Below are 26,114 nucleotides of genomic sequence, written 5' to 3' on the forward strand. Positions count from 1 at the left end.
CACGGCGAGTCAGGGGAAATGCTTGCCCATTTCCCCTAACGACCCCTGGGGCACCCCGGCTGCGCGGCCCTTCGGGTTCGCTGCGTTGCTCGGGCCAGCGGGGGCCGGCAGAACTCGGCTCTTCGAGCCTCAAACAGGCTGCTGTCCTCTGTCCCGCCGGCCCTGCGCTACTCGCCCACGCAAACGGGGACTTCTAGTCCGCGCTACGACATAGGTTTGCGTAGGGGCGCGGCATGCCGCGCCCGACTCACACGAACACCAATCCGTCACCCAATCGTCACACTCCCCTGCCACCATCGGGCTATCCCACGCCCGAGTGCATCATGAGCGACGCGCAACACCTGATTCAACGTCACCTCCCAGAGCACACCCAGCTCGAAGCCTTGTTGCATCAGGCGGCACGTCATCTGCGCGTTACCACCCCACTCAAGGTGCCTGTCAACGGTCTGGATATCCCAATCCGGGTGATTGAACTCGGCAGCCGCTCACCGCAGGCGCCGGTTATCGGCTTTTTTGGCGGCGTACACGGGGTTGAACGGATCGGCACGCAGGTGCTCATTTCCTGGCTGCACAGTCTGGTCAACCGGCTGGACTGGGACGATCAGCTGCGCGAGCAGCTTGAGCGCGTGCGGCTGCTGTTCATGCCGATGATCAACCCCGGCGGGATCTGGCATCACCGGCGCAGCAACCTCAATGGGGTGGATTTGATGCGTAACGCGCCAGTGGATGCGATGGGGCCGGTACCCTGGCTGGTAAGCGGGCATCGCATCAGCAGACGTCTGCCGTGGTATCGCGGCAAACTGGGCGCCCCGATGGAAGCCGAGTCAGCGGCGGTGGTCAGCGTCGTGCAGCAACGGTTGCTGTCAGCCCCCTTCGCAATGAGTGTCGACTGCCACAGCGGCTTCGGTCGCCGCGACCGGCTCTGGTGCAGTTACGCACGCAGCCACAAGCCGATTGAGCACATCGCCGAGGTGCTGAGCCTCAAGCAGCTGTTCGAGCAGACCTACCCGCACCACCACCCGTATATCATCGAGCCGCAGTCGATCAACTACACCACCCACGGCGACCTCTGGGACTACCTCTACGACCACGGTCTGGAACACCACCCACAAAACCTGTTCCTGCCCTTTACCCTGGAAATGGGCTCCTGGCTGTGGGTGCGCAAGAATCCCCGGCAGATGTTCGACTACTTCGGCTACTTCAACCCGGTCATCAGCCATCGAAAACGCCGGGTCCTGCGCCAGCATCTGCCACTATTCGAGTTTCTTACCAACGCCACCCGCTGCTGGCAAAACTGGATTCCAGCTGCTCGGAACCGCGATCTGCTCACCCGGCAGGCAATCGACCTGTGGTTTGTCGACAAGCCTTAACCATCCCGTCGTCAGCCTGTCACACCACACTGCCACCCTTCTGCCCCAGCCCAAACATCATCAGGAGCAGGAAATGAGCGGACTCAACCGGCGTGATTTTCTTCGTGCATCAGCGCTCGCTGTCGGCACCATCGTGGTATCCAGCGGCCTTCAAGGCTGCCTTTCCAGCAGTTCTTCAGACGACGCTGCTCGCGAGCTGAGCTTCAATCACGGCGTAGCCAGCGGGGACCCGCTCGCTGACCGCGTCATCATCTGGACCCGTGTGACTCCGCTCGATGGCCGCAGCGCCGACATCAGTGTCGGCTGGGAAATAGCGACTGACGCGGCATTCACCGACCTGGTTCACAGCGGCACAGCAACCACCGGCGCTGCGCGGGATTACACCCTGAAGGTCGATGCGCAGAACCTGTTGCCAGGTACCACCTACTACTACCGGTTCAAGGCTGCTGATGTAATCTCGCCGGTCGGCCGAATGAAAACCCTGCCGGCAGGCAGCATCGATCAGGTGCGCTTCGCGGTAATGTCCTGCTCCAACTACCCGGCCGGTTATTTCCATGTCTACGCCGCGGCAGCAGCAGAGTCAGAGCTGGACGCAGTCATTCACCTCGGCGATTACATTTACGAGTACGGCAACGGCGGCTACGCCACCGAAGACGCCGCAGCCCTTGGCCGCTTGCTGCCCGACAACAACGCTGGCGAAATCCTCACGCTGACGGACTATCGTCGCCGTTATGCGCTGTATCGCACCGACACCGACCTGCAGTCGCTGCACGCCGCTGCGCCCTTTATCGCCGTGTGGGATGACCATGAAGTGGCCAATGATACCTGGCGTGACGGCGCAGAAAACCACAACGAGGGAGAAGGCGACTTTACCGCCCGCAAGCTGGCGGCCCTGCAGGCTTATTTTGAATGGATGCCGGTGCGCCCTGCTTCGGCTAACGACGAGGAAACCATCTATCGCCGCTTCGACTTCGGCGACCTGGTCAGTCTGCATATGCTGGACACCCGGATAATCGGCCGCGATGAGCAACTGGACTACGCCAACTACATCGGCGCCAGCGGGTTTGACGCAACGGCTTTTGCAGCCGATGTCAGCGACAGCAACCGCACCCTGCTCGGCCAGACACAGCTGAACTGGCTGCAGACCCAGCTCGCGACCTCGACTGCCATCTGGCAGGTGCTGGGCCAACAGATCCTCATGGGCCGCATGCTGCTGCCGGCGGAGATGCTGACCGCGCTGCAGAGCCTGGGTTCAGGTGAGCTGACCACGATGCTCACCGAGTTGGTAACCATCAAACTGCGTCGGCAGGCCGGCGATCCGACTCTGACCTCTGAAGAAATAGCGCGTATCGAGACCGTTATCCCGTACAACCTCGATGCCTGGGATGGCTATGCCTATGAGCGGGAAGTATTGCTGGGCACCGCACGCGGTCTGAACCAGAACCTGATTGTGTTGGCGGGCGACACCCACAATGCCTGGGCCAACAATCTGGCCACCCTCAGCGGCGATGCCGTCGGTGTGGAATTTGCCACCGCCTCAGTCAGCTCGCCCGGGCTCGAAGAGTATCTGGGTCTGAGCGATGCCGAAGTGCCGGGCGCCGAACAGGCGATCACGACGCTGGTCGACGCTCTGGAATACCTGAATGCCAATCAGCGCGGATATCTGGTCGTCACCCTCACCACCAATGATGCAGTCGCAGACTGGCGCTTCGTGGATACAGTGAAGTCGTCAACCTGGAACCTGGACACTAGCCGGGCCAAAAGCCTGCGCACCTTGCCAGGCGCTGCAAACCGGGTTCTGGTGCCGACGCTCAGCTGAAACTTAGATGTCGACCCTGCCGCGCAGCTGCTTGGTCTGACCGCGCTTGACCTTGCCTTCCACCCGTTTGACCTGCGAACTGCGGGTCGGACGGGTCGGGCGGCGCTTCTTCTGCACTACGCTGGCAGCCAGAATCAGCTCGCGCAGCCGGTTGAGGGCGTCTTCGCGGTTCATTTCCTGGGTACGGAACTGCTGAGCCTTGATGATGATCACGCCATCACCGGTAATGCGCGAGTCACGCAGCGCCAGCAAGCGCTCCTTGTAGAACAGCGGCAGGCTGGAGTTATTGATGTCGAAGCGCAGATGGATTGCGCTGGACACCTTGTTGACGTTCTGACCGCCCGCGCCCTGTGCGCGCACAGCGGTCATCTCGACTTCCCAGTCGCCGAGCTGAACCTGGTTGGAGATATAAATCATGGCGCCACCGTTGGTGTATGAGCTGAAACACCGGCGCTCCCGCGCAGATGTCAACCCGCGCAGCATACGCCGATGCTGCGCGACAGGCAAAACCCTATCAACCGCGGGCTTGCTGAACGAAGTTGATAATCCAGTCGAACATCAGGTCGCTGTCCACAGCAGCGTGCAGAGACGCCTTGCCGGCGCGTACCCGAGCGGGCGGTATTGACGCCGTGCGCATATCCATCAAGGCCTCGGAATAAGCTTTTTCGAACTCCGGATGGCCTTGAACACTGAGAAAGTGATCGCCGTACTGCAACAGGTAATTCGGGCAGAAATCACTGCCGGCGATAACTTGCGCATGGGGCGGCAACTCAACGACCTGGTCCTGATGACTGACGATCAGATCGATCTTGTCCTGGATCGGCTGCATCCATGGCTTGGGCTCATGGATCTGGTTAAAGGACACGCCAACGCCCCAGCCACGCTCAGACTTGCGAACCTCGCCCCCCATTGCCGTGGCCATAACCTGATGCCCGAAGCAGACCCCGATCAGCGGTTTGCGCTCGCTCCACAGAGTGGCGATAAAACCTTCAAGTGAGCGAATCCAGTCCAGCTGCTCGTAGACGCCATGCTTGCTGCCGCTGATCACATACAGATCGCACTCATGCGGATCGCCGGGCAACTCACCCTTGTGGGCCGGGTAGATACGGTAGTCCATCTGCGGCAAACGCTTGCGCAGTGCCAGTTCGAACATCTCCGGGTAGTTTCCGTGCGCGGGCAGCAGGAGCTCGTTCACATCATCACACTGCAACAGACCTACTTTCATGCTAATTCCTTCCATCAAAACGGCGCCGTCACGCCAGCAGCTTGATCATGGCGTCCTGCCTTGAACTCATCCTCACAGCCCGGCACGCCCTTGCGGATGCAGGCTGAGAAATCCTCGTCTCCAGTCACCGCCCTTGCCCGTTCTGTTATTCGCCCGAGCCGCTTTAACTCGGCCAGCGAATAACCGGGCTGCAAGCCACCCTGATGGTATACGTAGTTGTCCAGAAAACCACTGAGCAGCAAGCGGATATCCGAACGCAGATCAGGACGAATGCGTTGCATCAGCCGGAAGACAACGTTGGTGCAGTTGGCGTGCAGCGTGTGATAGAAGCGCGGCGACACCGCCAGCCGATTGGCAACCTCGACGTAGCCCAGCAGCAACGCGCGGCCGGCGGCAGGTGTCAATCGGGTGCGATACAGGTACATATCCTCATCCCGGTGGTTGGTGCGTACCTTGACGATATCCTGCTCTTCACTGGCGACGATGTTGAGTTCGAAGTGTTTGAAGAAGCCTGCAATCGCCGAGTAATCACCACCGCGGGCGCGGCGAATTTCGACCGACCAGGTCGAATATCGGCCATCGGCAAACCCGAAGGAAACCAGCATATGCGCGATTGAGCGATGGCCCCAGAATGACAGAAACATGTCTACCGATTGCAGCGTCGAAAGCGCGTATTCACGACTCTGCCAGCGGATATCGTAATCGTCGGCACTGCGCCACTCGAAGCAACGCACCCGCTGCAATCGCAGAACGTCCCCGTCGACAGTCCCAGTGGTCGTATAGGCCATATCGTCCGCCCAGTCACAGTTGCCTTTGGGCAGCACGCCTCGCCACCACAGCAGCAAGGGGCCAAAAGCAGCCAGGAAGCACAGCAGCGCGTCAATGGCCTCGCCGCGTGAGGTCAGACTGAGTACCAGCGTCATGACCAGCACCCAGCAACCGAGTGGCACATATCGTAACCACAGACGTCGCGGGCGATGGAACCACAGCGCGGGGATCGCCCAAAGCGATACCAGCACTACCATCAAAGCCTGCACTGTCTCCAGCATGACGCCTCCCCAACGGATCGCCGTTGAATACAGCGCCCTACAGGAGCGAAGTCTACACCCTTGGCGCCCCGGTGCCATCTGCCTTAGTGGCTATACTGCAGCCAGGGGAAAGGAGAAACAGCATGGGCAGACAGATCTTTGCATTGATGTTGCTGTTAACCGCCGGCGTGACCGGCGCAGACGAAACGAATGATTCCGATCTCTCCCCTTGGGCGATCGATACCATTACCCCGATCCACGACAGCGTGACGCGCTGGGTCGACAACACCGCCCGCAACATCGACGGTTTTTTTGGCACCATCGACAGCGACAGCGTCGACAACGAGTCCTACCTGCGCCTGAGTACTGACTTCGACTGGGCCGAATCCGAAGAGTTTGATATCGACCCCGGCATCCGCTTCAAACTCGATGTACCAACCACAGAAGAGCGGCTGCGGCTGATTATCGAGAGTGATCCCGAGGAGAGCCGAGGCACCCTTGAAGAACAAGGCGCCGAACGGCTGCGTAATGACACCGATGGCCTTGGCGATACCGTCGCTGGCCTGAGCAGACTGGGCAGCCGCGACAAACGCGAAGGCTGGCAAACCCGTGTTGGCGCGGGGGTAAAACTGCACTGGCCGGTCAATCCGTACCTGCGCTACAGCGCTGAGCGGCTCTGGCAACTGGGCGACAGCCCATGGCAACTATCCAGCTACAATCGCGCCTCCTGGTTCGAGCATGACGGCTACTCTGCTCGCTCGCGCTGGGACGTTGGCCGACCACTGGACAGCACACGCCACCTGCGCTTTGTCAGCCAGCTGCAATGGCAGGAGGATTACGACCAACTTGAATTCTCGCAGAGTGCGCAACTCAACAAGGTATTGGGCAAACGCAGTGCCATTCGCTACTCGGCGGTCATAGTCGGCGGCAGCTCCTCAAACCCAAGGGTCAACGACTATTACCTGCAGGCCGACTATCGGCGCGACATCCATCGCCAGTACCTCTACTGGGATATTGTGCCCGCGTTGCACTTCCCGCGTGAAGCCGATTTCAAGCCGCGCTGGGCCATCAGTCTGCGACTGGAAATGTTGTTCAGGGCACACCTGACGCGTGAATAAAATGCAGGATCAGAGGCATAACCTATACTGAGCGACGATTGTGACTAGCGTTACTCACGAGCTCCAGGGATGAAGATACGATGCCGATCCGCATGGAACAGGGTAAATACGTACTTCAGTACTTTTTCCTTATCTGGTTGCCACTGACCCTACTGACCGTCATCGTGACCAGTGCCTTGATGCACAACCAGCGTCAGATGGCGCGGGGCACCGCGGCGATAGAGCAGCAGGCACAGGTAGAGTCCGCACAGAGTCTGCTGAGTAGTCGGTTGTCCCGCATTCAGGCCGATGCCCTTTACCTCGCCGGCCAGCTCGCCTTGATGCAATCGGACGAACAGGCAACGTCAACTTTTGAGACCTTCCAGCGATACCACCCGCAGTACTACCAGATCCGCCTGCTGGACCTGAACGGACACGAACACATACGCGTGGAGCTGACCGACGGGCAGCCTTTGGCTCTACCGTCGACACGCCTGCAGGACAAAAGTCAACGCTACTATGTTCAGCTCGGTCTGCAGCAGCCAGTGGGCAGCGTTTACCTGTCTCCGTTCGACCTCAATATGGAAAACGGCGAAATCGAGCGCCCATTTCAACCGACAATTCGCGTCGCCACCCCAATTGCCGATGCCGACGGGCAAACCAGGGGCCTGCTGGTCATCAATTACCGCGGCCAATATTTGCTCGACGCGCTGGCCTCGCTAGACAAGCCCAATAAGGCGGCACTCTGGCTGGTGAACGCCAACGGTTACTGGCTAAAGGCAAGCGATCCCGCAATAACATGGGGGTTCATGCTGCCGGAACGTAGTAGCGCCAACCTGTCACAGCAGCACGTGTCCCTGTGGAGCCAGATGATACGGGAAGACAACGATGGCAGTGCCGTGTCCGACGATGCCATGTACCGCTTCGTCAGCGTCGACTTCGACCCCCGCAACGATATCCCCCTGAGTCAGTCGCTAGGCAAGCTGTACATTGTCTCCGAGCTCGCTAATAAACAGCTATTGGGCACCAGCCAGAACGCCGGCCGGATTTTCTGGCAGGCTGCAGCCCTCGTCATCCTCTTGTTCGCCATGCTCTCGCTGCTGCTGGCCCGTACCATCGCCCAGCGCCGAGCCACTGAACAAAGTATGGCAAGTAATGAAAAGATGTTTCGCGCGATGATTGAAGCGGCACCGGATGCCATCATCATCACCGATACCGACGGCAATATCACCCTGGCAAACGAGCAGACTACTGTCATGTTCGACTATGCGGAGCAGGAACTGGTTGGCCAGAAAGTGGAAGTGCTTATTCCGACAAACCTTGCCGAGCGCCACGTACAGCACCGCAGTGGCTACATGATGGAGCCCAAATCCCGTTCGATGGGCCTGGGGCTCAGTTTGTATGCACGACGTAAGGATGGAAGCCATTTGCCCGTTGAAATCAGCCTGAGCTCTATTCAAACAGCCGATAGCAAGCTGGTTTTCTGCGCCATTCGGGACGCTACCGAACGCCGCACCACCGAACGCAAGATCCGCCAGCTTAACGAAAGCCTGGCCCAACAGAACAACGAACTGCAGGCCGTTAACAGTGAACTGGAAGCTTTCAGCTACTCGGTATCCCACGACTTACGCGCGCCACTCAGGGCGATCGACGGTTTTAGCAAGATTCTCCAAAGTAGCCTTGAAGGCAAACTCGACGCCCAGGAAACCGACTACTTCAATCGGATCCGCAAGGCTGCGCAGAACATGAGCCGCCTGATCGATGACCTTCTGATGCTGGCCCGAGTAACGCGCGCCGAGGTCAAGCTTGCCAGCCTCGACCTGAGTCGCACTGCTGCAGCAATAGCCGAGCGGCTGCAAGAAAGCCAGCCGGAGCGCCGGATTGACGTGCAGATAGAACCGAACATCAGAGTTCAGGCAGATCCAGCGCTACTCGGTGTAGCGCTGGATAATCTCCTCGGTAACGCGTTCAAGTTCACCGGCAATACCGCAGAGCCGCGAATCGAGATCGGCCGTATCGACGACCCTGAAGGCGACGTGGTGTTCGTACGCGACAATGGCGTCGGGTTTGACATGAGCTATGCTGACAAACTATTCACGCCGTTTCAGCGCCTGCACAGCGCAAGCGCATTTCCCGGGACCGGAATCGGTCTGGCCTCTATCGCGCGGGTCATGAACAAGTTGGGTGGCAGTATCTGGGCCGAATCCAGCGAGGGCCACGGAGCGACATTCTATATACGATTCAAACGCGCAAGGAGCGAGCAATGATGGAAAAGCCGATATTGCTTGTGGAGGACAATCAGGACGATGTGGCCTTGATGCTGCATGCTCTGCACAACAACCGTATCCGGACGCCAGTGGTCGTTGCAGAGGATGGCGAGCAGGCACTGGCGAAGCTTTTTGGCGCGCAGAATGCTCAAGTACAGCTTGCGCCTGCACTGATCTTGCTTGACCTCAACTTGCCCAAGCTCAATGGGCTGGATGTCCTGCGCGAACTGCGTTCCAACGACAGCACGCGTATGGTCCCGGTGGTAATTCTGACTTCTTCACTGGAGGAAAGCGATCGCTTGCAGGCCTATCAATCGGGTGCCAACAGTTACGTTCGCAAACCGGTGGACTTTGAAGAATTTATCGCTGTCGCCCAGCAGTTGGGCAGCTATTGGCTTGGCCTCAATCAACCCGCAATGGACACCTGATCGGAGCGCTATCATGGGTGGAGACGTAACAGGCAGCCGCTGGAAGGTCCTGATGCTGGAGGACAATGAAGACGATGCTCTGCTAATCGTCCATCACATGCAAACGCATGGCATTGTTCTTGAGTGGGACCGTATAGAGTCCGAACCAGAACTGCGCCAGCGCCTGGCATCCGAACAGTGGGACGTAGTGCTGTCCGACCACAGTATGCCGCTGTTTGACGGTGTCACTGCCCTTCGCATAGTGCGCGAACTTGATCCAGACATACCTTTTGTATTCGTATCCGGCACCTTGGGTGAAAAAGCCGCAGTCGCCGCAATCAAGGCCGGCGCCCAGGACTTTATCGGCAAGCACGACCTCACGCGCCTGGCGCCCTCGGTAGAACGGGCCATCACCGAACAGGCCCTGCAGAAAAAACATCGTATTGCGCAAGACGGACTGCGCAAACTGTCCCAGGCGGTAGAACAGGCTGCAGACAGTATTTTCATCACCAGCCGTGACGGCCAGTTCGAATATGTAAACCCCGCTTTCGAGCACATGACAGGCTACACCGCCGAAAGTACCCAGGGGCAGACACCTGATCTGCTCAAATCAGCCGATCAGGACCCATCCGCCTATGCCGAGTTGTGGAATACCATCCTAAGTAAACAGGTGTATCGGGGCACGCTCATCAACCGCAAGAAAAGCGGCGAGGCGTTCTTCGAGGAAAAGGTAATAACCCCTCTAGTCAACCCCGCCGGGCAGATAACTCATTTCGTATCCACTGGCCGCGACATTACCGAGCGCGTGCTCGCCGAAGAGGACCGCTCCCGCCTTAACGCCATTCTTGAAGCGACCACTGACATAGTTGCCGTAGCCGATGCCAGTGGCGAGGTGCTCTATCTCAACAAGGCTGGCCACGCGCTGCTGGCCAGATCGCTGAGCCTGCCTGACGTCGCGACCGGTGAAGCAAAAACTCACAATGCCCTTAACGCAGCAAAAGTACTGATTCGTGGAGCCCTCGCCCAGGCCGAAAAGCACGGAGTCTGGGAACGCGAGTCAGTGCTTCAGGATAGTGCCGGGCAACAGATTTACCTGCACCAGGTTGTCATGTCGCATCGTGATCAGAACGGGCGTATTGCCTACTACTCGACCATCGCCCGCAATATCAGCGAGCGTAAGCAATTCGAGGCTCAACTTCAGCATCAGGCGACACATGACTTGCTGACCGGGCTGGCCAACCGGGTTCTGCTGGCCGAACAGTTGCAAACGGAAATCCAGCGCTCAGCACGGCTCAATCACCTCACAGCTGTCATCTTTCTGGACATGGACAACTTCAAGCGGGTCAACGATAGTCTTGGCCACAGCATCGGTGATCAACTCCTGCAGCAGGTAGGTGTTCGGCTTGGCCGGCACATTCGGTCAAACGATATTCTTGCCCGCTATGGCGGTGATGAGTTTGTCATCGTAGCTAACGACCTGAACGACGCAGACACCATCACCAGCATACTCGACAAGGTAAAAAGGGCTTTTGAACAGCCGGTACGTATTGCCCGTCAGGATATCTTCGTCAGCTTCAGCGCCGGTATTGCGGTCTATCCGGACGATGGCGATGACGTCGAAACCCTGCTGCGCAATGCCGACTCCGCGATGTATCAAAGCAAGGCGCTCGGTGGACGCTCTTTCCGCTTTTATGCACCAGCCATGAACGAGCGCCAGCAACGGCTGCTGGCACTGGAGTCAGAGCTCCACCGGGCACTGGAACGTAACGAGTTTGTACTGCACTACCAACCCCAGGCTGATCTCGAATGCGGAAAGGTAACCGGTGTTGAAGCCCTGATTCGCTGGCATCACCCCAGACACGGACTGGTTGCACCGAATGATTTCATTCCCTTGCTGGAAGAAACCGGGCTGATCGACGACGTTGGTCTGTGGGTTCTGCGCCAGGCCTGCCAGGATATGCTTCGCCTTGCAGCAGAGCTCGGACAGGCGCCACGGGTGTCGGTCAACCTGTCAGCGCGCCAGTTTTCCTCTCAGCGCCTTGCCGAGCAGGTAGCGGCGGTGCTGCGCGATACCGGGCTGCCGGCAGAGCAACTCGAGCTGGAAATCACTGAACAGATGTTGATCAATGATCTCGAGTCTTCCCGCTCCACACTCGGGGCGCTCAGGGATCTTGGCGTTACTGTAGCCATTGACGATTTTGGTACAGGCTACTGCTCGCTGGCCTACCTCAAGCGCCTGCCACTGCATGTCTTGAAGATAGACCGCACCTTCGTATCGGGGCTGCCGGATGACCTCAACGATCTTGCTATTGTCGAAGCCATCACCCTGCTTGCCCACAAGCTGGACCTGCAGGTCATCGCCGAGGGCGTAGAGACAGCGGCACAACTTGAAACACTGCGCGCGCTGGGCTGTGACATGGTACAGGGCTACTATCTGAGCAAACCCGTCCCCCTGGACAGGCTGGAAAGTGCCGCTGCACTGACCGTCTGAGCTAGCCTCGGTAGCTCCCGCTTAGTCTTCTTCACGCAGCCGATGACAGAAATCGCCCGCATCCAGCTCATTGAGCTCCTCACCCTCCAGCGGACCTTCCCAACGGCTATGCGGCGGCTCAAGCTCAGGCAGCGGTGAATGCGGCAGGTTATTCTCGCCCGGGTGCTGTTGATCAAATGACATGGCGTACCTCCTGACAGAATCGACGTGTACCTGTTAATTCAGTCAAGCAAACCCTGCGTCAGGTTCCAGCTGACTTGATGAGCGGTCAACAGCTCACCCGGGAGTTACAGCCAACTCCAGGATAATCCTGTATAAACGCCAAAGCCCTCACCGGGCGTCAAACGCGCCGCTTCCATGCCGTTGTCGTTATACCCGGGCGTCACGGTTGCGGCGTAGTGCTCATCAGTCAGATTGCGCAGCTCCAGCCAGGTCTGCCAGTCGCCCTTGGGCGCATCGTATCCCAAGGTAGCGCCAAAAATCGTGTAGCTATCGGCATTCCAGGAGTTGGCGTAATCCACCGGCACCTTGGATGCAAACTGGGCATTTAGCCCTACGTAAACACCGACCGGATGCTGATAGCGCAGCTCACCCTGGTAGTAATGACGCGGCAGTCCCGGCAGCGCATTACTGCCAAAGGTGTCGTCGTCACGGTAGTGGAAATCACTGAAGGTATACGCCTGACGCAGCGCCAGCGCGCCCAGCTCGTCGCCCTGCCACAGGGTGCTGGTCAATCCCGCCTCGATACCCTGATGCACGGTCGCGCTGGCATTTGACTCGGCAAAGATGTTGGGCTCGATCTCGATGGTCAGCAGTTCGTGATTGACCCGCGAGTAGTACCAGGCCAGATCCCACAAACCGACGAGCGAATCTCCACGCGCACCCACTTCAAAGGTCGTCGCGGTCTGGTTATCCAGACTGACCGGGGTGCTTTGACGGTTGCTCCAGGGCTGGTTGCTGACTGGGAAGCGCGTCGGTGAGCCCCAGATCATCGACCACGGGTGCGGCGGCTCAACCGAACGGGACAAGTTGCCGTAGACCTCGCTACCGGACTCCAGCTGATAACGCAGCCCCAGACGCGGCGCGTAGTCCCAGGTGCCTTCGTTGAGCTTCTCATCGGTGTCCGGCCAGGTCACCTCGACCTCACGCTGGGTGTAGATCAGCGCCAGTCCGCTGCTCAACCACAGGCGTGGTGCCAGCTCCAATTCGTTGCTGACGTGCAATACGTTGTCCGAGCCCTGATGGGTGTATTCGCGCATCAGGGTGCCTACCGGGTAGACAGTACCGTCTGCGTTAAGCGGTTGGTAGGCCGTTTCCTTCGCATCGCTGCTGGGCAGATTGGTGGTGGTGCGCCAGCCGACAGTGGTGTTTGAGTTAAGGCCAAACAGCTCGTGTTCGCGCTTATAGTTCAGGGTGGCGCTGACGTCGCTGTAATCCACCCGGATGCGGTACGGGCTTTCCATCAGGTCCATCGGATAATGGTGATAAACCAGCCCCATTTCCAGCGTGCTGAAGTCGTCGAGTCGCAGCGTGGTCTTGTTTGCCAGCCAGGTGCTGCCCGGCTGCTCACGCTTGGCATCACGGGCGATATTTCCGGCGTTGGCTTGAGTCGGATCATCGTCCATCTGCGACTGGGTCAGGCGGCCCGGCGTCTGATGCTCGGTCTCCCGATAACGCAGGTAGAAACGGGTTTCCAGATCCGGCGTCAGCTGCAGGCCGACGTTGGCGACCACACCCTTGCCGCTGCCGGCGGCGTGATCCTGCTGACCGTCGTAGTGCAGGTCGGTGATACCCACGTAATAATCCAGATCACCGATTACCTGACCGGATGCGATGTGGCGCTTGAGGTAACCGTCGCTGCCCGCCTCCATGCGCAGCTGCAGACGCGGCGCATCAAACCCGCTGCGGGTGATGTAATCAACCGCCCCGCCCAGTGCCAGTGCGCCGCGCTCAAAGCCGTTGGCCCCGCGCAGTACCTCGGCGCGACTGAGCCACAGGGGCTCCAGCAGCTCATACGGCGTACCGCCCGAACCGGTCAGCGGCAGGCCATCGAGCAGGATATGATTACCCGACGCATGCGCTCCCGGGCCGCGGTTGATTCCCGAGCCGCGAATACTGATCTTCACACCTTCGTTACCTGGCGACTGGGCATATACGCCCGGCTGATAGGCCAGCACATCGGCCACGCCAGCCACCCGTCCCTGTTCAACCTGCTGCATGTCGACCACATTAGTGCCGCCGGGCACCTCGCTCAGCGCTTCACGCGCTCTGGCAATCTCATCAAACGTCTCGCCGGTTACCGTCACGGCGTCCAGTTCGGTAACAGCTTGCGCCTGAGCAATTGCAGGAGAGCCCAGCAGGCAGGCCAGACACAGCGGCGCCAAACGTGACGGCGGGGTTAACAGATTGGACATGCGGCAACTCCAGCAGCAGACAGGAACAGTGCGAACGGCGCATTTTACTGGTTTCCCCTGCGCGAACAACCAAGCGCAATGCCAGCAACTGCGCCGGTTTCACACGGATCAGCCCCCTGCTGACAAGAGCCGCTGGCGAGTGCAGCGCACAACTCTCGCGGAAGCCGCATTCCAGAGCGGCCAACGGTCATCAGGGCGTTCATGCACCCCTTCGCAAGGCGGTATTCCCCGATTACCAGCGCCGCCAAACTTGACGAGGTGCGGCAGCTTGCCGTAACAAGGACATCCAACAACAATCGCCCGCCCTTGTCGCGGCAAGCCAAAATGGACGCCGACATGCCAGTTCAGGAATCCGCTCAACTCCCCGTCAGCCATCGTGACTTCGGCCGTGTCTCGGTCTATTTCGGCGAGCGCAGCGGCAAGTACCCGGACGGCAATCAGATCCTGATTCGCGGTAGCGAGGTCCGTACGGCGCTGGATACCCCGCTGGTGTCCAACCATATTGGCGCCGCCTTCGACGACAGCGAACTGGTGGTGCTCGGGCACGTTCACGAAGACCACATCGCAGGCCTGCACCGGCTGCCCAATGTGCCGGTCCATGCTCATATCAACGACTTGCCGACCGTGCAGAGCTGGGACGGCATGCTCGCTGCCTACGGAGACATGGACCCGAGCCAGGCAGCCGCGATGCGCGCCAACTTTGAGCGCAAGTTCCATTACACCCCACGCCCCGACGCCATTGGCTATGAGGACGGCGCGCTCTGGGATCTGGGCAGCAACCGTATCACCGCCTTCCACCTGCCCGGCCACACCGCAGGCCATTGCGCCCTGCTGATCGAGCCCGAAGAGGTGCTGTTTATCGGTGATATCGACCTGACCGGATTCGGTCCCTACTACGGTGACGCCTGCTCCAACCTTGCGGATTTTCGTCGCAGCCTGGACGCCGTTGCGCGCATTCCCGCCAAGGTCTGGGTCACCTCGCACCATCGCGGCATCTACACCGACCGCGAACAGTTCCTGCACGATCTGGCTATTTATACTGCCAAATTGACCGAGCGCGAGAGCAAGCTGCTGACCATGCTGCGGAGCGGTCCACGCACCTTGTCCCAACTGGTTGAACAACGTCTGCTCTACCCGCCCGGATACGACGCAGCCTGGGTTAAGGGCGCGGAGCGAAGGACCATCAGCCAGCACCTCGCCGAGCTGCTGGCCGATGGTCGGCTGGTTCAGCATGAGGATCGCTACCAACTGGCCTGAACAACTCCCGCGCCAGCGGCGTATGTGCACAGGATGGCGCGATCCGCACTTGCTTGCCTGCGTCGGGCTCGCGACACTGGACGAACCCTTTCAGCAGCTCGGTTAATCTTTGCCATGGCACAGACTGCACCCACCGCGTCCAGCGAGCACCTCGACAAGATCGTCAAGGGCCTGCGTGCCTGTGTACCGGCCAACAGCCTGGAGGCGGCGCTGCAACGCAGCCATCTGACGCTGCAGCCCCATGCCCGGCGTGTGCCGCTGGCAGCCATTCGCCAGCTGGTGACAGAGCTGGCCGAGGAACAGCAGGATCCGTGGCTGCTGGTCCGCGCCTTCAGCTATCTGAACTATTCCGAAACCTTTCTGGCAACCACCTATCTGGGCAACGCCCGCACCCTGCGTGATGCCATCAATTTGAGTCAGCGCTACTTTCAGCAAAACAGCGACCTGGCCAGTCTGGCGCTGGAGCAAAGCGGCGCACAGGCCCGAATCGTGGTAACGCCAACGCCGGAGGCAGAGGCCACCGAACAGCAGTTGCTGGCGACCCTGTATGCGCTGCTGCGCATCTGCCAGGGGCTGGGCTTGCAGCAGGCCGGCGCGGCCATGGCCGGTTTCTCTGACGCCGCGTGTGAAGCCTGCCGGCGTCTGCTGCGTGTCCCGGTGGAGATCCTCGCAGGTGCCAAACGTCTTGAACTCCGGTTTCCTGCGCTGGAACTGGCCCGTGCGCTGAATACTGCGCAACCCAATATTGCGCGCCTCGCACGCAGGGAGCGTCAGCTGATTCGCTCCCATTCCGGCCACAACTGGAGCGAGTCCGTGCAATTGCTACTGACAGCGCTGCTGCCCCGCGGTGAAACCCGCCTCTCACGCTGCGCCAGCCTGCTGGCGGTGGCACCTCGTACACTGCAGCGCAGGCTGACCGCCGAGCAGCGGCCGTTCAGTGCGCTGCTGGACAGCGTTCGCCAGCAGCTATGTCTGGAGTATCTGCACAGCGGTCATGCCGATGCCACCCTTGCACTGTTACTCGGCTATCGCCAGACCAGTCAGTTCTATCGACAGTTTCGCCTGTGGTTCGGCTGCTCACCGAGCCAGCTGCGCCCACACCTTACCCCTGAAACAACCAAAACAAGAGGACGCTCCCATGCGCTGCCGCACCCTGCTTCCGGCGCTGCTTCTGCCCCTGGCTCTGGCAGCCAACGCCACGGATAACGCACTCGACGAACGCCTGGTCAGCGGCGCCGAGGCCATTGCGCCCAAAGCCATTGCCTGGCGCCATGACATTCACCAGCACCCTGAGCTGGGTAATCAGGAACACCGCACCGCTGCGCTAGTCGCCGAGCACCTGCGCAGGCTCGGGATGGACGTACAGACCGGCGTTGGAACCACCGGTGTAGTCGGCCTGCTGAAGGGCGGCAAGCCGGGGCCGGTGGTCGCCTTACGCGCCGACATGGATGCCCTGCCAGTGCTTGAGGCAACAGGTCTGCCCTTCGCATCCAACGTCCGCCAGCCGTATCTGGGTGAGGAGCGCCCGGTCATGCACGCCTGTGGCCATGATGCCCATGTTGCGATCCTGATGGCGGCCGCCGAAGTCCTCGCCAGCGTAAAGGACGAGCTGCCGGGCAGCGTGAAATTCATCTTTCAGCCTGCCGAAGAAGGCCCCAGTGACTATGCCTACGATGGCGAGCGTCACTTCGGCGCCCGACAACTGGTGGAAGCGGGTGTGATGAAGAATCCGCAGGTAAATGCCGTCTTTGGCTTGCACGTCAGCTCTGCCATGCCTACCGGCCTGATCGGCTATCGCAGCGGCCCGGTGATGGCCAGCTCAGGTGATTTGCATATCCGCGTTCAGGGCAAGCAAACCCACGGTGCCCAGCCATGGGATGGGGTCGATCCAATCGTAACCAGCGCGCAGATCATCAACGGACTGCAAACCGTTGTCAGCCGGCAGACCAATATCATGCCCGCTCCTGCGGTCGTCACCATTGGCACCATTCATGGCGGCAGCCGGCACAACATCATCCCCGAAGAGGTTGTCATGACCGGCACCGTGCGAACCTTCGGCGATGACGTCCAGCAACAGGTCAACGAGCGTATCGAGCGCACGGCAAAGGGAATTGCACAAGCGGCTGGGGCCAGCGCCGAGGTAAAAATCATCGACAATTACCTGACCACCACCAACAACCCCGCACTGACTGAGCGCATGTTGCCGACCCTGCGCCGTGCAGCACAGGGCCGGGTGGTGGTATCGCCGATGGTCACCGGCTCGGAGGACTTCTCGTTCTATGCCAACGAAGCACCGGGCCTGTTTTTCTTTCTGGGCGTCACGCCAATGGACCAGATGGGTAAGGCCGCGCCGAATCACTCGCCCGGCTTTGTGGTCGACGACGCAGCGCTGGTGACCGGCGTGCGGGCACTGAGCATGCTCGCAACCGACTACCTGCAACAGACACAGAACGATAACTGATCTGTGACTGCCCGGCGCCGGGTTATCCGGGCCGGCAGCACGAGCTGCTGCAACCGCTCTTACCTCGCCCGCAAATAGCGGCCAAAGCCCTGAACCTTGCCCAGTTCGGCTACCGGCTCGCCCTCTTCCACTGCAACCTTGCCGTTGATCAGCACGTTGCGCACGATGCCCGCGTTGCGGTTGACCATGCGCTCCAGCCCAAAGCCCTCCATCTCTGCCCACGTTTCGATATCCAGCGGCTGACCCAGCTGCGACGGATCCAGCACCACCACATCCGCACGGTCACCCACCCGCAGCGTGCCGGCATCGATCCCCATCCATTGGGCCTGCTCGCCGGTCAGGCGATGTACAGCTCGCTCCAGGCTCATGGCCGGGTTTCCCTCGTCGATTGACTGCTTGATCAGCTGCAGAAAGCGCAGCGGCAGGTTGTAAAACGCCATATTGCGAATGTGTGCACCCGCATCCGAGAAGGTGATCAGCGTGTCGGGGTTGCTGACCATGGCCCGCAGCCGGTCAACCCGGTGGTTGCCGATGATGGTGAACCAGCGCAGCTTGCGGCCGTATTCGACCATCAGATCGAGGAACAGGTCGACTACGTGCATCCCCTTCTCATTAGCAATTTCGGCGAAGTCTCGCCCCACGTAACGCTTTTCGGGGCAATCAAGAATAATGGCGTCGCCAAAGTCACGCTGCCAGACGCGCGGCGAGAACTTCTCCGAATAGAACCTGCGAAATTTGCGCCGGTAGGCCTCGTCCTTGAACAGCGCGTTCTGCTCGACCTCGGTCTTCAGGTTACGCGCCATTTCGCCGGCACCAAACTCCTCGAACACCACATGGTCAATGCCATCGGCATAAATCGCAAAGGGTGTCGGCAACACCTGCCAGCGAAAATCGCCGCCCAGCAAATTGGTTACCCGCGCCGCCAGTTTGGCCATCGGCGCAACCGTCTTGTTGCCCTTGAGGTCAAGCATGGAAATCAGTGTGGTTTTCAGCGGCTTGCGCAGCACGCCCAGCGCCTCGCCCAGGTACTGAAAAATTTGCAGCGGGTTGGCAGCATTCGGCGCGCCCTGATGGACTCGCCCACGACGTCGCAGATGCGCATTCAACCGTTTTACCTCACTCCAGCGCGCGTAGGTGCTGGGCAGGCTCTTGGACCACTCGCGGTCGCCATCGATCTTGTCCCACTTAAGGCACATGCTCGAAAGGCCGAGAAAGCCCTCGTCCAGTGCCTCTTCCAGCAACGATTCCATCCGCAGCAGTTCAGCTTCGGTTGGCCGCACGGCGCGATCGGTGGAACGGTGCAAGCCCATCACCGCAACCCGCAGATCACTGTGACCCAGAAAGCTGATTACGTTAGGGCCCAGTGGCTGGCGCTCAATGAAGGCTACCCACTCGGAGGGGGTGCGCCAGGTCTTGTTCTGCTGCAGGATCGGCAGGACCTTTTCACGTGGCACGGTCTCAACCCGGGTGAAGATATCAGAAGCATCTTCGGCGTCGGAGCAGACCATACTCAATGAGCAGCTGCCTACCAGGACCGTGGTCACGCCGTGACGCACCGATTCCGACAGACTGGGCGCGACGATGAGCTCAGCATCGTAGTGGGTGTGGGTGTCAATAAAGCCCGGCGTGACCCAGCAGCCGCCGGCATCGATAACCCGGGCACCGGTTACATCCAGCGGACCCTCGGAGATGTCTGCGACCACGCCATCACGAATTGCCACATTGCACAAACGAGACGGGCCACCTGTACCGTCGAAAAACCGGCCGTTATTGATCACCACATCAAACATGGCCACACCCTCTATTGTTGTTATTAAGAGTGTCAGACTAGGCAACAGCCCGGAGCAAAACTTGACATTTTGCGACACGCCGCCAAATCTGCAACTTGGCCAATAGCGCTCGCAGGAGACGCCATGACTATCCGGTATGTTGTACGCAGTGCGGCGATAAGCGGGTTTCGCGTCGAAGCCGGAGACGCTGCCGACCTGCTCCTGCGTAAGGCCGGTATCGATCCGGCACTGCTCGACAGCGAGGATCATCAGATCGAGATCGAACAGCTGCAGCGTCTGCTGGCCGAGGCAGCCGAGCATCTCCAGCGCCCGGATTTCGGCATGCGGGTTGCGCAGCACCAGGGCATTGAAATGCTGGGCCTGCTCGGCAAGGTCCTGAGCAATGCCACCACCCTGCAGGAGGCCTTCGGCATAGCTCAGCGATACATGAGCCTGCATAGCAGCGCCGAACACTGGCAGTTGCAGACCTTCGCAGGACAGGTCCACATCATCCGCACCGAGCACAACAACCCAAGCCCGCATGCACGTCAGTATCACGAGATGTCCGTGGCGGCGTTTTTGCGGGTCGCACGCCTGCTACTTGGCCATGCGCAACGCCCGTTACGGGTGACCTTTGCCCATAGCCGGATCGGGGCGCTCAGGCAGTATCTAAACCATTTTGGCTGTGAGGTGCTGTTCGATCAGGAACACGACAGCCTGGTGTTCCCCGAAGCGATGTTCAGTGCTGTCTTCAACAGTACGCGATCCGACGACGGCAAAGAGAGTGAGCAGTACCTGGCCAATGCCCGGGAGCGGCTGCAGACCAGTCTGGAGCTGCAGATTCGCAACCTGATTACCGAGCAGCCGGGCCTGCAGCACATCAGCATCGACACCATTGCAGCACAGCTTGGGCTGCACCCGCGGAGCCTGCAACGCCGGCTGCAAGAGGAGCAGATCCGCTTTCGTGATCTGGTACAGGATGCACGCATCCGCATGGCCTGCTGGCACCTTCAGGCCTCACGCTGTGACGTTACCAGCCTGTCAGACCGGCTTGGTTACAGTGACCTCTCCTCGTTCAGTCGCGCCTTCAAGCGACGCATCGGCGTGTCACCGGCCAAATGGCGGCAGCAGTTCAGACAGGCCGCTGCCGTCACCTCTCCTTAGGGGACACAAGCCGCTGCGGCTGGCCCCTACAACCCCAGCTCGGACAGCCCCGAATGTTCAGCCGGCCTCGGGCCGAGAGGCCAATGGAAAGGCGCTTCTCAGGTCGGATGGGGCGCTCGTTGATACAGGCGTACCTTTTCGATTGCCGTCTCCCGGGTAAATGGGGTAACGGCTGACGTTGTTCAGTACTCACCTTCTACTCCTGGGGCGTACCCGATTCATTAACAGATAGGGACTCATCGGCCCACCTGCCGGTGCGACCCAACGCCGGCGAAAAGCCCTCAAACTGCCAGCGCAAAGCCGACCCGCCCGGCCGCCAGACCGCACGCTCGACCTCCAGATGCCAAAGGTGCTCAACACCTTCGTAGCGCTCGGCTTGTGGTGCGTCCCATTGCAGCTCGACCCGACCGGTAATTTGCAGCAGGTCACCACTGGCGAAGTCGATAAACAGCAACCCCGCACGCGGATTGACCAGCAGGTTGCCGAGGGTATTGAAGAAGCGGTTGCCGGAAAACTCCGGCATGGTCAGGCGGTCTGCTGTCACTCTGACAAAACCGGGCCAGCCACCGCGATGAGACACGTCCACCGCGGCATCCTGACCGTCGCGTGGCAAGCCACTGGCGACGAAGCAGGTATCAGCAGCACTGATCAGCTCGCGCATGCGGTCAGTCAGGCTGTTGGTTACAAGGGTGCCCGCCTCTTCCGGGGCACCAGCCTCTGCGAGCAACTGACGTTGCTGGATGAACTGCGGACAGTTGCCAAACGCCTGCTCGACCCGAATATCCAGCCCGTTCGAGTCAATCGCGCTTATCTGCCCTGACAAACGATTGCGCCGTCGGGTAGTCAAATCGATGCCCAGCAACCCAACCGCCCCGGTCTCAAGCAATGCCTGAGCACAGGGATCCGCGCCGCTGAGCCGGGTATCCAGCCGCAGCGTCGACGGATCGGGGGACCAGGCAAAGCCCGGCGCCCCCTCCAGCATGCCAGCCCAGAGATCACCGTTGGCTGAAACGGCACCCACGACAACAAAGTTCAGCAGCGGATAGAACGCCCGATGCTGCTCAGGCAGCACCGGGCTGAGCACCCGCGGTCCGATCTCAGCCATCCGCTCGGCAACACCGAGGCGGCGCTGCAATTCGCGCTCGCCTGCATGCCATACATCAGCGTTACTCATGACGGAGCCCTCTGTGCCCACTCGCTCAGGCGCTTTGCAGGCCAATGGCGGAACGCGCCATCGGCACAAAGCCGGGCAAACTCTCAATCTGCGCCAGCCATGCTTGCACCCGCGGATACTTGCTCAGCGAAACGTTGCCTTCCGGTGCGTGCGCCACATAGCTGTACAGCGCGACGTCCGCGATGGTCACCTGCTCTCCCGCAAGGTAGCTGCTGGCAGTCAGAGCACGTTCAACCAGGCCCAGCAAATCGTGCGACGCATTGATGGTGGACTCGGCATCATAGGGTGCGCCAAACAACGTGATCAGCCTGGCGCGCGCCGGTCCAGCGGCCAGCTCGCCGGCGGCGACCGACAACCAGCGCTGCACCCGCGCGGCGCCTGCGGCATCGCGTGGCAACCAGCGACCGGAGGCATCGTACTGAGTGGCGAGGTACACCAGAATGGCGTTCGAATCGCTGAATACCTGGCCACGGTCCTCGATAACCGGCACCTGGCCGAAGGTGTTCAACGCCAGAAAGGCCGGCTGCTTGTGCGCACCGGTGGCCAGATCGACAAATACGGTTTCATGGGGAACGCGCAGCAGCGACAGCATCAGTTCAACGCGGTGCGCGTGGCCGGACAGAGGGTAACGATAGAACTTGATCGGATGTGACATGTGAGACTCCAGTATCTATGACAGGTAAAACGGGCTGCGGTGGTAGCCGCAAATGCCCGCGGGAGTCTCATCTTCTTACCTCGCACAAAAGTGAGGAATAACCGGCAACAGCAATCCTTTATTGCGAAAACTGAAATTACCCTTCATTCAATGCCGGGTGTACTCGCAAGCGCGCGACGGCCAGATCCACGAAGCTGCGGACCCGCGCAGCGGCGCGGCGACCTTCCCGGTAGACCACATGCACCGGCAATACCGGCAACTCGAATTCCTGCAGTACCGGTTGCAACCGCCCCAGCGCCAGCGACTCATGCACCTGATAGCTCATGCAGCGCACCAACCCCGCGTCCCGCTCGGCAGCCGCAATCGCCGCATGATTGGTTGCACAGCTCAAGCGTGGCAGCAGCGCGTAACGCTTTACCGCGCCCTGCTGCACAAACTGCCATTCCGGCGTACGCGAGTCGGCAGATGAATGCACTATCTGATGTTCAATCAACTGCTCCGGCCGCGAGGGCGTGCCATGCGCGGCAAGGTAGTCCGGACTGGCGCAGATGATGCGCCGCACATCACCGACCTTGGCAGCAAACAGTGACGAGTCAGGCAATGCCCCGACCTGCACCGCGACCTCAATTCCCTCCTCGTGCAGATTGGGTACCCGGTCCTGATACACGCCAAACACCTCGACCCGCGGATGCGCCTGAAGGTATTCCAGCAGGATGGGCGTCATCAGCGACTGCCCGAAGAGCAGCGGCATGGACACCTGCAACCGCCCCTGAGGTGACGTGTGCAAACCGCTGGCAGAGCGGTCGGCGTCAGCCACTTCCGCCAGAATACGCCGGCAGTCCGCAAGAAAGCGCTCACCGGCCTCGGTCAGGCCCACGCCCCGCGTGCTGCGCTGCAACAACTTGACACCGATACGCTGCTCCAGCGCATCGATTGCCCGCGTGACCGTGGGGGCCGACAGATACAAGCGCCGCGCCGCCTTGGCCAGACTCATCTCGTCGGCCACCGCCCCGAATACCGTCATTTCCTGAAATCGGTCCATCAGTGCGGCCCCCTGCCCTGCAACGCGCTGTTGGCGCTCAGCTGGGCGACGCAGAAATCAACAAATTCACGTACCTTGGCCGGTATCCTCCGCCCGCCCTGGTGAACCACATGAATCGGCAGTGGCTCTAATTCATAGTCTTCCAGCAGCAGTTCCAGCGCGCCGATCCGAACCTGCTCCGCGACCTGATAGGACAGCACCCGGGTGATGCCCCAGCCCAGTTTCGCCGCGTTGATTGCCGCCTGGTTTGCAGTAACAACCAAGCGCGGCTCAGGTATGACCTGGATTCGCCCCTCGGGTCCACTGAACTCCCACTCAGTCAGCAGTGTGCTCGAGGCAGACATCACAACCGACGCGTCTGCCAGCTCGCTCGGGTGCGATGGCCGGCCGTAACGCGCCAGATATCCGGGCGAGGCGCAGACGACCCGACGGACCTCACCAACGCGAATGCTATTGAGATTGCCATCAGGCAATTCACCGATCCGCACCGCCACGTCAATTCCTTCGTCAAGCATGTGCACCACCCGGTCGACCAACAGCGCCTTGATCTGTACCGCGGGATGGTTGGCCAGATAGTCGACCATTACCGGAGTCACGAACAGCTCACCAAACAGCACAGGTGCAGTCACCGTTAGCAGGCCCCGTGCCTGCGCATGCACGCCACCCGCCGATTCCTCGGCTTCGTCCAGCTCGGCCAGAATCCGGCGGCAGTCTTCAACGTAACGCTGACCTGACTCGGTCACATGCACACTGCGGGTTGTGCGCGCCAGCAACAAGGTGCCGAGCCGTTGCTCCAACGCAGCAACAGCACGGGTAACGCTGGGTGCAGACATGCCAAGCTTGCGTGCGGCAGAGGCAAAGTTCTGCTCTTCTGCAACGGCCTGAAATATCTGCATTTCCTTGAATCTGTCCATGGTCCACTCCGGTTCACTGCCGATCAGGTTAGACCAATAATTTCATTTACAACAATAGTCACTTTCAAAATCAGGCTGTTCTTTGATTTTTTGGATGCACTTACAGTTCAAACCGTCGCTGCACAGCACGACACACCATTGACTGAAATTGCATGAATCGAGGAGCTACACCATGACACTGAAAAACGCTTTTATCGCCAGTTCGCTGGCCGTTGCCCTGGGCTTTGGCGGTGCCGCACTGCTGACCGCAACCACCACCTATGCTTATGACGAAACCTCAACGTCGGCGATCAACGTCGATGAGCAGCGCGTCATTCTCAAGGGTTACGACACCGTCTCCTACTTCCAGGGCAATCCGGCAGAGGGCAGCAGCCGCTTCGCCGTCGAGCATGGCGGCGCCCTGTACTACTTCGCCAACGCCGAGAACATGAAGACCTTTCAGGCCGATCCTGCGGCCTACGTGCCGCAGTACGGCGGGTACTGCGCAATGGGCGCGGCGCTGGGCAAAAAACTGGATGTAGACCCGAGCCAGTACAAGGTGGTCGACGGCAAGCTGTACCTGAACGTTAACGCGGACGTATTCAAGAAGTGGGCTGAAGATGTGCCTGGCAACATCGCCAAGGCCGACACCAACTGGCCGCTGATCAAGGATCTGGCGCCGAACGCCCTGTAACCCGGTACTGCGGCGGTAGCCTCGCTGCCGCCGCAGCCATTCGCGCCCATCATCAATGAGGTAGTTATCATGCTTTCCCCCTCTGCACACCGGCCCCTGCAGGCTCCGCTGCAGGACGTTCTGCTACTGGCCGCACGCATTTTCCCCGGTGCCGTGTTCTGGCAGTCCGGACGAACCAAGGTCGACGGCTGGCAACTCAATGACACCGCGCTGTACCTGTTTCAGGAAGAGTATCGCCTGCCGTTGATTGACCCGGTGATCGCCGCTGCGTTGGCAACGATCGGCGAGCACCTGTTACCGGTGATGCTGTTGCTGGGGTTAGCCACACGACTCGGTGCGTTTGGCCTGCTGACCATGACCCTGGTCATTCAGCTGCTGGTCTACCCTTCGGCCTGGGCCACTCATGGCACCTGGGCAGTTCCGCTGTTAGTGCTGCTGTTGCACGGCGGTGGTCGCCTGTCGCTCGACCACCTGATCGGACGCTGGCTGAACCCGATATCCACTCCACGCGCCCCGCATTGCACTCAGGCGCACTAAGCACCGTGCGTTCGCGAACCGCACCCCTATATATTAGAAAGAGGACCTTCATCATGGATCGTCGACACTTCAACACCGCGCTGGCCGCCTCGCTGCTCGGAGCTGTACTTGCAGCCAGCCAGCATGCCAGTGCCGCCGGCATCAACGCCGGCAAGGAAAAATGCTATGGCATCTCACTGGCCGGTCAGAATGACTGCGCCGCAGGCCCCGGCACCTCCTGCGCCGGCACCTCCAAGATTGATTATCAGGGTGATGCCTGGACACTGGTTCCGTCCGGTACCTGTACCAGCATCGAGACTCCACACGGCATGGGCTCGCTGACGCCAGTCAAGCGTCCCTAGGAGGTGGAC

The 26,114-nt window shown here is 60.1% G+C and carries 23 protein-coding genes; 13 read left to right on the forward strand and 10 right to left on the reverse strand.

The window, feature by feature from the left end:
* Positions 1 to 323 precede the first annotated feature (323 nt).
* Both O5O48_RS14655 and O5O48_RS14660 read left to right on the forward strand, forming a co-directional pair.
* A complete protein-coding gene (locus O5O48_RS14655) occupies positions 324 to 1,370 on the forward strand; it encodes a DUF2817 domain-containing protein (RefSeq protein WP_233049598.1) in 1,047 nt (348 codons plus the stop codon).
* A 73-nt stretch (positions 1,371 to 1,443) separates the two neighbouring features.
* Positions 1,444 to 3,189 (forward strand): alkaline phosphatase D family protein, encoded by a 1,746-nt coding sequence (locus tag O5O48_RS14660; RefSeq protein WP_269687398.1) that lies wholly within the window; start codon positions 1,444 to 1,446, stop codon positions 3,187 to 3,189.
* A gap of 3 nt (positions 3,190 to 3,192) precedes the next feature.
* Here the strand turns inward: O5O48_RS14660 and arfB are convergent, their stop codons facing one another.
* From arfB to O5O48_RS14675, 3 genes are all read right to left on the reverse strand, one after another.
* Positions 3,193 to 3,606 carry an alternative ribosome rescue aminoacyl-tRNA hydrolase ArfB gene (arfB, locus tag O5O48_RS14665; protein ID WP_269687399.1) on the reverse strand — a complete coding sequence of 138 codons (414 nt, stop codon included), beginning with the start codon at positions 3,604 to 3,606 and terminating at the stop codon, positions 3,193 to 3,195.
* Positions 3,607 to 3,703: 97 nt separating this feature from the next.
* On the reverse strand, positions 3,704 to 4,414 hold the full coding sequence (locus tag O5O48_RS14670) for a type 1 glutamine amidotransferase (RefSeq protein ID WP_228245020.1): 711 nt from the start codon (positions 4,412 to 4,414) through the stop codon (positions 3,704 to 3,706).
* A 14-nt stretch (positions 4,415 to 4,428) separates the two neighbouring features.
* Entirely contained in the window at positions 4,429 to 5,463 is a 1,035-nt protein-coding gene (locus O5O48_RS14675; RefSeq protein ID WP_269687400.1) for an Lnb N-terminal periplasmic domain-containing protein, read from the reverse strand.
* A 122-nt stretch (positions 5,464 to 5,585) separates the two neighbouring features.
* Here O5O48_RS14675 and O5O48_RS14680 point away from each other — a divergent pair, with 122 nt between their 5' ends.
* From O5O48_RS14680 to O5O48_RS14695, 4 genes are all read left to right on the forward strand, one after another.
* Positions 5,586 to 6,560, forward strand: coding sequence for a hypothetical protein (locus O5O48_RS14680; protein WP_233049595.1), 975 nt, complete (start codon positions 5,586 to 5,588; stop codon positions 6,558 to 6,560).
* A gap of 269 nt (positions 6,561 to 6,829) precedes the next feature.
* Positions 6,830 to 8,806 (forward strand): sensor histidine kinase, encoded by a 1,977-nt coding sequence (locus O5O48_RS14685; protein ID WP_269687401.1) that lies wholly within the window; start codon positions 6,830 to 6,832, stop codon positions 8,804 to 8,806.
* Positions 8,803 to 9,234 carry a response regulator gene (locus O5O48_RS14690; protein WP_233049593.1) on the forward strand — a complete coding sequence of 144 codons (432 nt, stop codon included), beginning with the start codon at positions 8,803 to 8,805 and terminating at the stop codon, positions 9,232 to 9,234. The genes O5O48_RS14685 and O5O48_RS14690 overlap by 4 nt, the downstream gene beginning before the upstream one ends.
* 13 nt (positions 9,235 to 9,247) lie before the next feature.
* On the forward strand, positions 9,248 to 11,704 hold the full coding sequence (locus tag O5O48_RS14695; RefSeq protein WP_269687402.1) for an EAL domain-containing protein: 2,457 nt from the start codon (positions 9,248 to 9,250) through the stop codon (positions 11,702 to 11,704).
* 21 nt (positions 11,705 to 11,725) lie between these two features.
* Here the strand turns inward: O5O48_RS14695 and O5O48_RS14700 are convergent, their stop codons facing one another.
* Both O5O48_RS14700 and O5O48_RS14705 read right to left on the reverse strand, forming a co-directional pair.
* Positions 11,726 to 11,887, reverse strand: a complete 162-nt coding sequence (locus O5O48_RS14700) for a hypothetical protein (RefSeq protein WP_269687403.1) — start codon at positions 11,885 to 11,887, stop codon at positions 11,726 to 11,728.
* A 104-nt stretch (positions 11,888 to 11,991) separates the two neighbouring features.
* Positions 11,992 to 14,118: a TonB-dependent receptor family protein gene (locus O5O48_RS14705; RefSeq protein WP_269687404.1), complete on the reverse strand. Its 2,127-nt coding sequence runs from the start codon at positions 14,116 to 14,118 to the stop codon at positions 11,992 to 11,994.
* Between the two features lie 336 nt (positions 14,119 to 14,454).
* On the opposite strand from O5O48_RS14705, the gene O5O48_RS14710 reads away from it, so the two are divergent.
* The 3 genes from O5O48_RS14710 (at position 14,455) to O5O48_RS14720 (ending at position 17,836) form a co-directional block, all read left to right on the forward strand.
* Positions 14,455 to 15,375: an MBL fold metallo-hydrolase gene (locus O5O48_RS14710; RefSeq protein ID WP_269687405.1), complete on the forward strand. Its 921-nt coding sequence runs from the start codon at positions 14,455 to 14,457 to the stop codon at positions 15,373 to 15,375.
* A gap of 114 nt (positions 15,376 to 15,489) precedes the next feature.
* Positions 15,490 to 16,581, forward strand: a complete 1,092-nt coding sequence (locus O5O48_RS14715) for a helix-turn-helix domain-containing protein (protein WP_269687406.1) — start codon at positions 15,490 to 15,492, stop codon at positions 16,579 to 16,581.
* Entirely contained in the window at positions 16,514 to 17,836 is a 1,323-nt protein-coding gene (locus O5O48_RS14720; RefSeq protein ID WP_269687407.1) for an amidohydrolase, read from the forward strand. Before O5O48_RS14715 ends, O5O48_RS14720 begins: the two co-directional genes overlap by 68 nt.
* Positions 17,837 to 17,895: 59 nt before the next feature.
* Here the strand turns inward: O5O48_RS14720 and O5O48_RS14725 are convergent, their stop codons facing one another.
* On the reverse strand, positions 17,896 to 19,626 hold the full coding sequence (locus O5O48_RS14725) for an N-acyl-D-amino-acid deacylase family protein (protein ID WP_269687408.1): 1,731 nt from the start codon (positions 19,624 to 19,626) through the stop codon (positions 17,896 to 17,898).
* 123 nt (positions 19,627 to 19,749) lie between these two features.
* On the opposite strand from O5O48_RS14725, the gene O5O48_RS14730 reads away from it, so the two are divergent.
* Positions 19,750 to 20,769: an AraC family transcriptional regulator gene (locus O5O48_RS14730; protein ID WP_269687409.1), complete on the forward strand. Its 1,020-nt coding sequence runs from the start codon at positions 19,750 to 19,752 to the stop codon at positions 20,767 to 20,769.
* Positions 20,770 to 20,965: 196 nt separating this feature from the next.
* Here the strand turns inward: O5O48_RS14730 and O5O48_RS14740 are convergent, their stop codons facing one another.
* From O5O48_RS14740 to O5O48_RS14755, 4 genes are all read right to left on the reverse strand, one after another.
* A complete protein-coding gene (locus tag O5O48_RS14740) occupies positions 20,966 to 21,943 on the reverse strand; it encodes a pyridoxamine 5'-phosphate oxidase family protein (RefSeq protein ID WP_269687410.1) in 978 nt (325 codons plus the stop codon).
* 25 nt (positions 21,944 to 21,968) lie between these two features.
* Positions 21,969 to 22,598 carry a glutathione S-transferase family protein gene (locus tag O5O48_RS14745; RefSeq protein ID WP_269687411.1) on the reverse strand — a complete coding sequence of 210 codons (630 nt, stop codon included), beginning with the start codon at positions 22,596 to 22,598 and terminating at the stop codon, positions 21,969 to 21,971.
* 136 nt (positions 22,599 to 22,734) lie between these two features.
* The gene (locus O5O48_RS14750) at positions 22,735 to 23,640 is read right to left on the reverse strand and encodes a LysR family transcriptional regulator (RefSeq protein ID WP_269687412.1); all 906 of its coding nucleotides are present in this window, start codon (positions 23,638 to 23,640) and stop codon (positions 22,735 to 22,737) included.
* Entirely contained in the window at positions 23,640 to 24,554 is a 915-nt protein-coding gene (locus tag O5O48_RS14755) for a LysR family transcriptional regulator (RefSeq protein ID WP_269687413.1), read from the reverse strand. Before O5O48_RS14755 ends, O5O48_RS14750 begins: the two co-directional genes overlap by 1 nt.
* A 172-nt stretch (positions 24,555 to 24,726) precedes the next feature.
* Here O5O48_RS14755 and O5O48_RS14760 point away from each other — a divergent pair, with 172 nt between their 5' ends.
* The 3 genes from O5O48_RS14760 to O5O48_RS14770 all read left to right on the forward strand — a co-directional run bounded on the left by O5O48_RS14760 (position 24,727) and on the right by O5O48_RS14770 (position 26,105).
* Positions 24,727 to 25,227, forward strand: coding sequence for a YHS domain-containing (seleno)protein (locus tag O5O48_RS14760; protein WP_269687414.1), 501 nt, complete (start codon positions 24,727 to 24,729; stop codon positions 25,225 to 25,227).
* Positions 25,228 to 25,296: 69 nt separating this feature from the next.
* Positions 25,297 to 25,764, forward strand: coding sequence for a DoxX family protein (locus O5O48_RS14765; RefSeq protein ID WP_269687415.1), 468 nt, complete (start codon positions 25,297 to 25,299; stop codon positions 25,762 to 25,764).
* A 53-nt stretch (positions 25,765 to 25,817) separates the two neighbouring features.
* Positions 25,818 to 26,105 carry a BufA1 family periplasmic bufferin-type metallophore gene (locus O5O48_RS14770; RefSeq protein WP_269687416.1) on the forward strand — a complete coding sequence of 96 codons (288 nt, stop codon included), beginning with the start codon at positions 25,818 to 25,820 and terminating at the stop codon, positions 26,103 to 26,105.
* The last annotated feature ends 9 nt before the right edge of the window (positions 26,106 to 26,114 follow it).

The organism is Halopseudomonas sp. MFKK-1, assembly GCF_027474385.1.
Taxonomy (GTDB): domain Bacteria; phylum Pseudomonadota; class Gammaproteobacteria; order Pseudomonadales; family Pseudomonadaceae; genus Halopseudomonas; species Halopseudomonas aestusnigri.

What these genes read in the sequence shown, in the direction of transcription:
- O5O48_RS14690 (WP_233049593.1), top strand. Translation starts at nt 8,803, where the DNA reads ATGATGGAAAAGCCGATATTGCTTGTGGAGGACAATCAGGACGATGTG.
- O5O48_RS14765 (WP_269687415.1), top strand. Translation starts at nt 25,297, where the DNA reads ATGCTTTCCCCCTCTGCACACCGGCCCCTGCAGGCTCCGCTGCAGGAC.
- O5O48_RS14730 (WP_269687409.1), top strand. Translation starts at nt 19,750, where the DNA reads ATGACTATCCGGTATGTTGTACGCAGTGCGGCGATAAGCGGGTTTCGC.
- O5O48_RS14740 (WP_269687410.1), bottom strand. Translation starts at nt 21,943, where the DNA reads ATGAGTAACGCTGATGTATGGCATGCAGGCGAGCGCGAATTGCAGCGC.
- O5O48_RS14675 (WP_269687400.1), bottom strand. Translation starts at nt 5,463, where the DNA reads ATGCTGGAGACAGTGCAGGCTTTGATGGTAGTGCTGGTATCGCTTTGG.
- O5O48_RS14770 (WP_269687416.1), top strand. Translation starts at nt 25,818, where the DNA reads ATGGATCGTCGACACTTCAACACCGCGCTGGCCGCCTCGCTGCTCGGA.
- O5O48_RS14700 (WP_269687403.1), bottom strand. Translation starts at nt 11,887, where the DNA reads ATGTCATTTGATCAACAGCACCCGGGCGAGAATAACCTGCCGCATTCA.
- O5O48_RS14725 (WP_269687408.1), bottom strand. Translation starts at nt 19,626, where the DNA reads ATGTTTGATGTGGTGATCAATAACGGCCGGTTTTTCGACGGTACAGGT.
- O5O48_RS14760 (WP_269687414.1), top strand. Translation starts at nt 24,727, where the DNA reads ATGACACTGAAAAACGCTTTTATCGCCAGTTCGCTGGCCGTTGCCCTG.
- O5O48_RS14755 (WP_269687413.1), bottom strand. Translation starts at nt 24,554, where the DNA reads ATGGACAGATTCAAGGAAATGCAGATATTTCAGGCCGTTGCAGAAGAG.
- O5O48_RS14660 (WP_269687398.1), top strand. Translation starts at nt 1,444, where the DNA reads ATGAGCGGACTCAACCGGCGTGATTTTCTTCGTGCATCAGCGCTCGCT.
- O5O48_RS14705 (WP_269687404.1), bottom strand. Translation starts at nt 14,118, where the DNA reads ATGTCCAATCTGTTAACCCCGCCGTCACGTTTGGCGCCGCTGTGTCTG.
- O5O48_RS14750 (WP_269687412.1), bottom strand. Translation starts at nt 23,640, where the DNA reads ATGGACCGATTTCAGGAAATGACGGTATTCGGGGCGGTGGCCGACGAG.
- O5O48_RS14680 (WP_233049595.1), top strand. Translation starts at nt 5,586, where the DNA reads ATGGGCAGACAGATCTTTGCATTGATGTTGCTGTTAACCGCCGGCGTG.
- O5O48_RS14655 (WP_233049598.1), top strand. Translation starts at nt 324, where the DNA reads ATGAGCGACGCGCAACACCTGATTCAACGTCACCTCCCAGAGCACACC.
- O5O48_RS14710 (WP_269687405.1), top strand. Translation starts at nt 14,455, where the DNA reads ATGCCAGTTCAGGAATCCGCTCAACTCCCCGTCAGCCATCGTGACTTC.
- O5O48_RS14745 (WP_269687411.1), bottom strand. Translation starts at nt 22,598, where the DNA reads ATGTCACATCCGATCAAGTTCTATCGTTACCCTCTGTCCGGCCACGCG.
- O5O48_RS14720 (WP_269687407.1), top strand. Translation starts at nt 16,514, where the DNA reads ATGCGCTGCCGCACCCTGCTTCCGGCGCTGCTTCTGCCCCTGGCTCTG.
- arfB (WP_269687399.1), bottom strand. Translation starts at nt 3,606, where the DNA reads ATGATTTATATCTCCAACCAGGTTCAGCTCGGCGACTGGGAAGTCGAG.
- O5O48_RS14695 (WP_269687402.1), top strand. Translation starts at nt 9,248, where the DNA reads ATGGGTGGAGACGTAACAGGCAGCCGCTGGAAGGTCCTGATGCTGGAG.
- O5O48_RS14670 (WP_228245020.1), bottom strand. Translation starts at nt 4,414, where the DNA reads ATGAAAGTAGGTCTGTTGCAGTGTGATGATGTGAACGAGCTCCTGCTG.
- O5O48_RS14715 (WP_269687406.1), top strand. Translation starts at nt 15,490, where the DNA reads ATGGCACAGACTGCACCCACCGCGTCCAGCGAGCACCTCGACAAGATC.